5 protein-coding genes are annotated in these 7,722 nt (G+C 47.2%); 1 reads left to right on the top strand and 4 read right to left on the bottom strand.

Annotated elements, in window-relative coordinates; genetic code table 11:
- Positions 1-117: 117 nt before the first annotated feature.
- The 4 genes from VN105_RS21855 to VN105_RS21840 form a co-directional block, all read right to left on the bottom strand.
- Entirely contained in the window at positions 118-1,512 is a 1,395-nt protein-coding gene (locus VN105_RS21855) for a RagB/SusD family nutrient uptake outer membrane protein (protein ID WP_325644191.1), read from the bottom strand.
- Between the two features lie 24 nt (positions 1,513-1,536).
- Positions 1,537-4,749: a SusC/RagA family TonB-linked outer membrane protein gene (locus VN105_RS21850; protein WP_325644189.1), complete on the bottom strand. Its 3,213-nt coding sequence runs from the start codon at positions 4,747-4,749 to the stop codon at positions 1,537-1,539.
- Positions 4,750-5,000: 251 nt separating this feature from the next.
- A complete protein-coding gene (locus VN105_RS21845) occupies positions 5,001-6,029 on the bottom strand; it encodes a FecR family protein (RefSeq protein WP_325644187.1) in 1,029 nt (342 codons plus the stop codon).
- Positions 6,030-6,091: 62 nt separating this feature from the next.
- On the bottom strand, positions 6,092-6,688 hold the full coding sequence (locus VN105_RS21840) for an RNA polymerase sigma factor (RefSeq protein ID WP_325644185.1): 597 nt from the start codon (positions 6,686-6,688) through the stop codon (positions 6,092-6,094).
- A 728-nt stretch (positions 6,689-7,416) separates the two neighbouring features.
- Between VN105_RS21840 and VN105_RS21835 the strand changes: the two genes are divergently transcribed.
- The gene (locus VN105_RS21835) at positions 7,417-7,665 is read left to right on the top strand and encodes a hypothetical protein (RefSeq protein ID WP_325644183.1); all 249 of its coding nucleotides are present in this window, start codon (positions 7,417-7,419) and stop codon (positions 7,663-7,665) included.
- Positions 7,666-7,722 lie beyond the last annotated feature (57 nt).

The raw sequence follows: 7,722 nt of genomic DNA, 5'->3' as shown, positions 1-7,722 counted from the left end.
CAAAGCAGCTCCCGCCGTCATTAATATTTTATTCATCTTCAGTTGTGAAATGCAAGGCCCGGCCAGCTGTATTTTTACCAGCCGGAACTTTATTAATAAAAATGTTTCGCGAAAAGATTAGTAGCCGTCGTTCTGCGGAAGCAGATTCGGATTGGCTCCCAGCTCGGTGGCTGGTATTGGTAACAGTTTTGCGGTTGGTTTCCAGGTATTGGGTTTCAAAGCTCCCAATACAGCATCGGCCTGCCCGGTACGAACCAGGTCCGGCCATCGATGCCCTTCAAAACACAGTTCTACAAAACGTTCCTGTGCAACAGCTGCCAGCAGGCCATCACGGGTATTGGCCGTTGTATTCCCCAGGCCGGCCCGGTTCCTGATGATGTTAATGTCCGCAGCTGCACCGCTATTGCCGGTAAGATGCCCCTGTTGCGCCCTGGCTTCTGCACGAACCAGGTACATTTCGGAAAGTCGCAAAAGTTTAGGCTGATCTCTTCCGGAAATCCTGTCACGATATTTATTCACATAATAACATCCCGGGGCGGGCAGCGCTGAATAACCAATAAAAGCATCTTTCCTCAAATCGCCGCTCTCAAAGCTCTGCACCAGTTTGTTGCTGGGGAGGGTACCTGGTACTGTGGGATTGTCAGGATTTGGCACCAGCTGCGAAGCAATGTAAGTGGGAGAGGAGGGCGCCGCTGCCAGTTCCCATATGCTTTCAGTAGAGTTAGGAACTACCAGGTTACTGATAGTAGATAAAGTAAATAGCGGATCACCAATAACGGAATTAGCCATTGTTTCCGCATTGGCCCATTCTTTCCGGTACAGGTATACCCTTGCCAGCATTGCCCGTGCGGTTTGTTTACAGGCACGTGTATGCATGTTGCCGTAGTTACTGTATCCATCCGGTAAGAGGTCCAGGGCAGCATTCAGCTCATCTGTAACAAACCGGAACACGGTATTGGTATCCTGTCTTGGAAGTGCATTATTTACCCTGTAATCAGTGGTGGTTACTATCGGTACTTTTCCGAAGTACACCATAGCCATGAAATGAAAGTAGGCCCTCATAAACCTGGCTTCTCCCAGGATACGGTTTTTCCGTGCTGAAGACATTTGCACGCTACCTATATTTTCTATCACAGAATTAGCCTGGTAAATCACTGCATAGTTGGCAACCCACATGGATTTGGCTTGTATATAATCTGAATTGACCAGGTTGGCAGCCATCCCGGCATAATTCGCCTGGGTGGAAGAGCCGATGCTCATTTCGTCGCTCAGTAACGGAAACACAATATAGTAAGCGCCGGTGTAGGTGCCGCCGCCACCCTGTTCTGCCTGGTAATACATACCGGTTACATTACTTTCCGCGCTGATGGAATCAGCATAGGCTACGGGAAAAGATATCCTGGAAACGGGCGATGCCTCAACCAGTTTCTTACATGAAGTAAAAGTGGCAAGGACTGCGCAGGTTGCTGCAACGGCGATCCACATGCCTGTAATTAATTTACTGTTCGTCATACAAAACACTTTTAGATCTGGCGGTTAAAAAGTAACATTCACTCCTGTTGTATACATCTTTGTCATGGGAACAAAGTTGTTGTTACTTTCAGGATCATCTCCCTTAAACCCGGTAATTGTTACAAGATTATAGCCGGTTACAAAAAGCCGCAGATTGGACAGCTTAAACCGTTCGAGACCGGGCACGGAATAGCTGAGACTAATATTCTTGATCCTTATATAGGACGCATCACTGTAGGCAAAAGCGCTGGAAGCAACCAGGCCGTTGTTATTTGCAGCTGTTGTTCCCGGCGCCGCCGCTCTTGGTATATCCGTAATGTCTCCGGGGTGCTGCCACCTGTTCCTGGTAGATGCAGGCGGGTTATAGGCGCTGCCTGCATAGGAAACCACGTTATATCCTTTCTGGATACCGCTTACAAATTGGGTCATAATGCCTAATTCCAGTCTTTTCCAGGAGAAGGTGTTGTTCCATCCGCCATAGAAGTCCGGGATGCTTTTGCCTATGATCACATAGTCGGGTGTGTAGCTTGAAATAGTGCCGCTTTTGTCTACATCCTCAAACTTTGCCAGCCCTGTTGCGGGATCCACTCCCAGGTATCTATAACCCCAGTTGATGGCCAGCGGCTCTCCTACACGGTAGGTATATCTTTGTATGACACTCCCATTCTGCAACCCGGGCAGGCTTACAAGCTCATTATGTATAGTGCTGAAATTTAAAACCGAGGTCCAGCTAAAGCTCTTTGTCTCCACGGGAATAGCAGTAACGGATATTTCAAGCCCGTTGTTATTCACTTTCCCGGATAGGTTTGATGCGATAGACTGGAAGCCGGTAACCGCTGATATTGGCTGGCTGAAAAGGGTATTGGTGGTTTGATGCCTGAAATAGCTGAGGTTAATATTCAGCCTGTTCCGCAGCATGTTCAGGTCTAAACCGAAATCCAGCTTCTTTGTTTGCTCCCATTGCAGGTAAGGGTTTGCCAGGTTGCTAACCACAACAGCGCTGCTGCTGCCATAACCGGAAGAAGTGGTATTGTTATAGCTGACATAACCGAAATCGCCGATGTTATCACTGCCCGTGGTACCATAGGTAACCTTTAGTTTTCCGAAGAAATCGTCACCAAATAATGTTTTGATAAAAGCTTCATCCGAAAATATCCAGCCTCCGCCAACAGACCAGAAGTTGCCGTATTTCCTGTCGTTACCAAAACGGGAAGAACCATCCCTGCGGTAAACGCCTTCCAGCAAATATTTATCTGCATATTTATAAGAGATCCTGCCAAATGCAGAAGCAAATTTGTAAGGAACCTCGCTAACAGTTTTTGATGTAAGATTGGCGTTGGAGGCAGATGCCAGCGTGTATAACAGATCGCTTGGGTATCCGCCGCTGAAAACAAGCAAAGAAGCGCTGTTAAATGTATTCAGTATAGTACCTCCGGCCAGGAACTTAAAGCTGTGGCGGCCTATGTCCAACGCATAATTCAGCTGCGGTTCTACCGTAAATGTGTTATTGTTGGTGAATCCATATGCCCCCTGCGCCACCGTGCTGGTATTAGCGAAGGAGGTTGTTGGCAGGAAAGTGGTTGTTTGCCCGTTTACCACCTGGTAACTCACAGCTGTCCGGAAGAAAAGCCGGTTCCAGATATTATAATTGAAATAAAAATTACCAAGGAATTGTTTGTTATCCCCCAGGTTGAAGGTGGTCAGCAGCCGGTTGGGGTTGAGCGTGGCGTAACCATATGCTTTCAGGTTGGTGATACCTGCACTGTCTGCCGGCAACATAGGCAATGCGTAATAAATGGCAGCAGCTACGGACTCATTATACAACCTGCTTTTTACATCCGAAAAAGCGGCGCCGCCACCTATAGAAAGCTTGTCTGATATTTTTGCATCCAGTCCTATCCTGGCATTAAAGCGCTTTTGGTACCAATCTCCTTTTACGATGGCGTCTTCATTCCTATAGCCGCCGCTGATGTAAAAGTTAACCTGGTCGCTGCCGCCTGAAAAATTCAACTGGTAGTCCTGTGTCAGGGAAGGCTTGTAAAGCGTTTTCCCCCAATTGGTATTCACCGTGCTGTCGAGGAACATATCCGGCGCATTGGCTGGCGTCATTTCAATGGCATCATTCGCAAATCCTTCCTTGCGGATGGTGCGGAACTCCTCCGTATTCATCATTTTTTGCAGGTGTGTAGTCTGCGTAATCCCGGTGTATGCCTGGAAGTTAAGCCTGGCAGGTGTATTACGTTTCCCTTTTTTGGTGGTTACCAGCACCACTCCGTCTGATCCGCGTGCTCCATAAATGGCGGTGGCCGACGCGTCTTTCAGGATTTCAACAGAAGCAATATCCGAGGGTGAAATATAGGAAAGGTCCCCTTGTACCCCATCAATCAAAATAAGCACGCGGCTGCTGGTGGCTACCGAGTTAATTCCCCTGATCCTGATAGCGGGAGTGGCGCCAGGTGTGCCTGCAGTGTTCGTAATTTCCATACCGGGCACCAGGCCCTGTAAAGCGGACAGTGGGTTATTAACCGGCATGTTCTCTATATCCTTTGCTGTTATTTTGGTGATGGTACCCACCAGGTCTCTTTTCTTTTCCATGCCATAACCCTGCACCACCACTTCATTCAGCTTACCGGCATCAGACAGCTGTTGCATGGTTACCAGGATATTTGTCCTGTTGCTGATCCTTATTTCCTGCGATGCGAATCCGAGGAAGCTGATCTGCAATATGCCGTTCGGATTTACATTTACGAGGCTAAACTCTCCTTTCTCATTTGCCACCGCTCCCTTTTTTGTACCAGCCACGATCACGGAAGCTCCCGCCAATGGCATGCCGCCAAAGGCAATCACTTTGCCTTTGATAACACTGGTGTCTGTTGCAGCTGGCTGCCCACCGGACAGGCTATCTGCAAGCGAACCCGTTTTCCGGGAAATAATGATATTAACACCCACCTGCCGGTATTCCAGGTTGGTATTAGCTAGTAAAAGGTCCAGTGTGGCGCCAACCGTTCTGTTGGCCACAGGCAGGCTTATGTTGTTAAAGCCGGCTACCTGTCCGGGCTGGAATGCAAAAAGGTAGTCTGTTTGTTTTTCAATAGCCCTGAAAGCGTTTACCAGCGGCTCGTTATTGAACCCTAAAGTGATGTGCGTTTCTGTAACGCCCTGGCTGTGGCCGGGCATCGCCAGCATTACCTGCATACCTATCACCATAAAAAAAGCATAAACCAGGGTTGTACGCATAATAAAAAAGATCATTTTTTTTGTGGCCCACCATTTCCGGTGAAACCTTAAGGCATGGGATTGCCATACAGCAAATAATTGCATAACTTGCAGTTGTTTAGAACAGTTACTACTAATTGTTTTAGATCTGATCCCTCTTTGCTTTCCACGGCCGGAGGGATTTTTTCATGTTACCGTTGTTGATCAGGCAAGAAGACCTGTTGTCATTACATGGTTGTTTTTTTGATTATTGGTCGACAAAATCTGTCTTATTAATTGCATCCTTCTCCATTTAATATAACCTGGTCATTTGGCGCTATGCTATAGGTAGCGTTCACCACGCCGGTTACTACCTTTAATACCTGTTCAAGACTTTCATTGTTTAAAAAGGTGGCGCTCACATAACATTCTTTCATCCTGTTGTTGGCAAAACTAATATGCACATGGTATTTGCTGCCTATCAGCACTGCAGCTTCCTGTAAACTGATATTATTGAAGACGAGGTATTCCTTTTTCCATGCGATGGCAGTTTCGGCGTCCACGCGCGATTTTACCACCTCCAGGCGCTGCCTGTTCACCGCTATCTGATCATTGGGCGCCAGCACTCCCAAAGTACGCTTATTATCTCCCACCTTTACTTTCCCCTTTGTAACTGTTACGGTTATCGCCTCCTGGCCGGGATAGGCCCGTACATTAAAGGCGGTACCCAATACGGTTGTTGTTATATTCCCGGTATGCACAAGGAAAGGTTTCTCTTTATTATGGCGGATATCAAAATAGCCTTCCCCGATCAATGTTACTTCCCTTGCCGGTCCGGTAAACGGGTCTTTATAATCGATCCGACTGCCATGGTTAAGCAGTACGGTACTGCCATCCGGCAGGATAACGAACCGGCTGCCGGTATCCACAGGTGTTTGTACCGCAGGTTGTTTGATCGCCAGCTGTGCAGGCGCCTGCTGCCGATGGAATAGCCACCAGCCGGCAAATACCGACAATAGCAGTGCTGCCGCTGCCGCCCATTTCCATTTCCGCAGAAAACGTATACGGGGAGCGGGCGGCGCCTCTGCCTGGCCATCTTCTATATTTTTATCAAGGTATTGCCACATTTCTGCTGAAAGAGATGCCGGTATTTTAGTTCCGGGCAGCCCATCGCGTAACTCAGTTGTGTGCCATTCCTGCATTAGCTCCCGGAGCTCAGCATCGTCTGCCCCGTTAAGGTATGCCAGTAGCCATTCCTTTTCCGAAGGACTCCATTCAGCATTTGAAAGCAGTTGTTGTAATCTTTTCCGGTCTGTAGACAAGTGCGTTTGTTTCTTCTAAATACAATGCGGGGGGAAAAATGAGGGGGTATACCAGGGAAAATTTATCGAAAAAATAATTCAATGGCTAAAATCGCCAGCGTGCCTTTATACGGAGGTTGGTTTCTTACATAGTCCCGGATAAAAGCCATGGCTTCCTGCAGGTATTCTGATACCGTGTATTTTGAGATCCCCAGCTCCCGGGCAGCAGCTTCATAGGTTTTTCCCTGCAAACGGCATAGTTCAAATACTGCTCTTTTCCTGGGTGACAGTTTACTCACGGCTTCTTCTACCATGGCAAGCTGAGCATCCAGCAACAATAAGTCGTCATAGCCGTTTTTCTGATCTGCGGTATCGATTGCCGCCAGGTCTGTACTTTCACTCCTTAGCTTTTTCTTAAGGAAATTTACAGCGCGGTTATAACTAACGGTGAACAGCCAGCCGTTTACAGACCTGTTTCCTGTAAGGGTGGCACGTTTCTCCCAAAGGATCATAAATACTTCCTGTACCACATCGCGCGCGTCTTCTTCCGAATGCAATAACCTTATTACATTGCGGAAAAGCACATGATGATACTGGTCATATACGATTTTGAATGCGCCCCTGTCGCCGCGTTTAATCCTTACCAGCAATTCCTCGTCGTATGGATGGTCGATTGTCAAATAAAATGAATCTGAGTGTCGCGAATATAATATAATCTTACAATAATTACAGAAATGGGGTTTAGACCGGCTGTTTATTGTAGCAGGGGATGATATGGGGGGGATGACCTATTGAACAAAAAAGGCCCTAATTTTAAACATCAGAATACAATTGAAATGTTAAGACTAGTATCAAAGACAGATGAGGTTATTAATTTGTGTGCGGAAGGAATTATGTGAGTACATCTGGAATAGCGGGCAAGGCGCCTAAATTTGAATTTATGAAAGCTGATGCCGATAAGAAAACTGCGTTAGCGGAATACTTGCATACATTGAATCCGGCGATAGTGGCTATTTTGATGGGGAGTGAAAATTGATGGAAGTACTGACGGCAGGCAGTAATGGTTTTATGATGGCTGATTGCCCTTGTAGAACGACCAGCCATCATTTTAAACAGAATCAGGCCGGCTCCTCAACAGTAGCTTTAGGTGCGTTGGATTGGACGGAGGCAATGCCACCCACAAGCAAGTTTACTGTCCCTGTGACTGAAATATTATCGCACTTGCGGGATGCCTTTATAGCATCGGTAGCCCCGATCCCTGGTTCGCTTAATTTTCAAAGGGTCGTTGATGTGTGTAACATTATTGGCTTCGACCGCAACCGGCTGCCTACCACGTGCATAACTGTTATTACCGACAGCGGGGGACGGATCATAACAGCATTTCCTGGCAACCTTAAAATATAGAAATATGAAAGATAAAGCCATCCTTCCTACGTTAAAGGTAAGTAAGAAGCTGAAAAGGGGGTTCAAACAGTTCTTGGAATACCACCCGGCAAAGCGTGTCAATCGTAACCTGCAGGAGATTTTTGTGGCATATACACAGCATACACTTGACGGCCCACCCCTGAATATGGATGATATTATATGGGATATATCCTGCCTGATGGAGCTTTTGGACGTGGCGGAGGATGAAACAAAGGATTGGCCGAGAATATGAACCTTTTGCAAATGTTCACCGGCCACTTTTGTTTGAGAGCCCAACGCCTGGGGAAGG

It is taken from the genome of Chitinophaga sp. (assembly GCF_035564935.1).
Classification (GTDB): Bacteria; Bacteroidota; Bacteroidia; order Chitinophagales; family Chitinophagaceae; genus Chitinophaga.
Note: the sequence above shows the minus strand (reverse complement) of the source record. Positions and strands in the feature narration are given on the sequence as shown.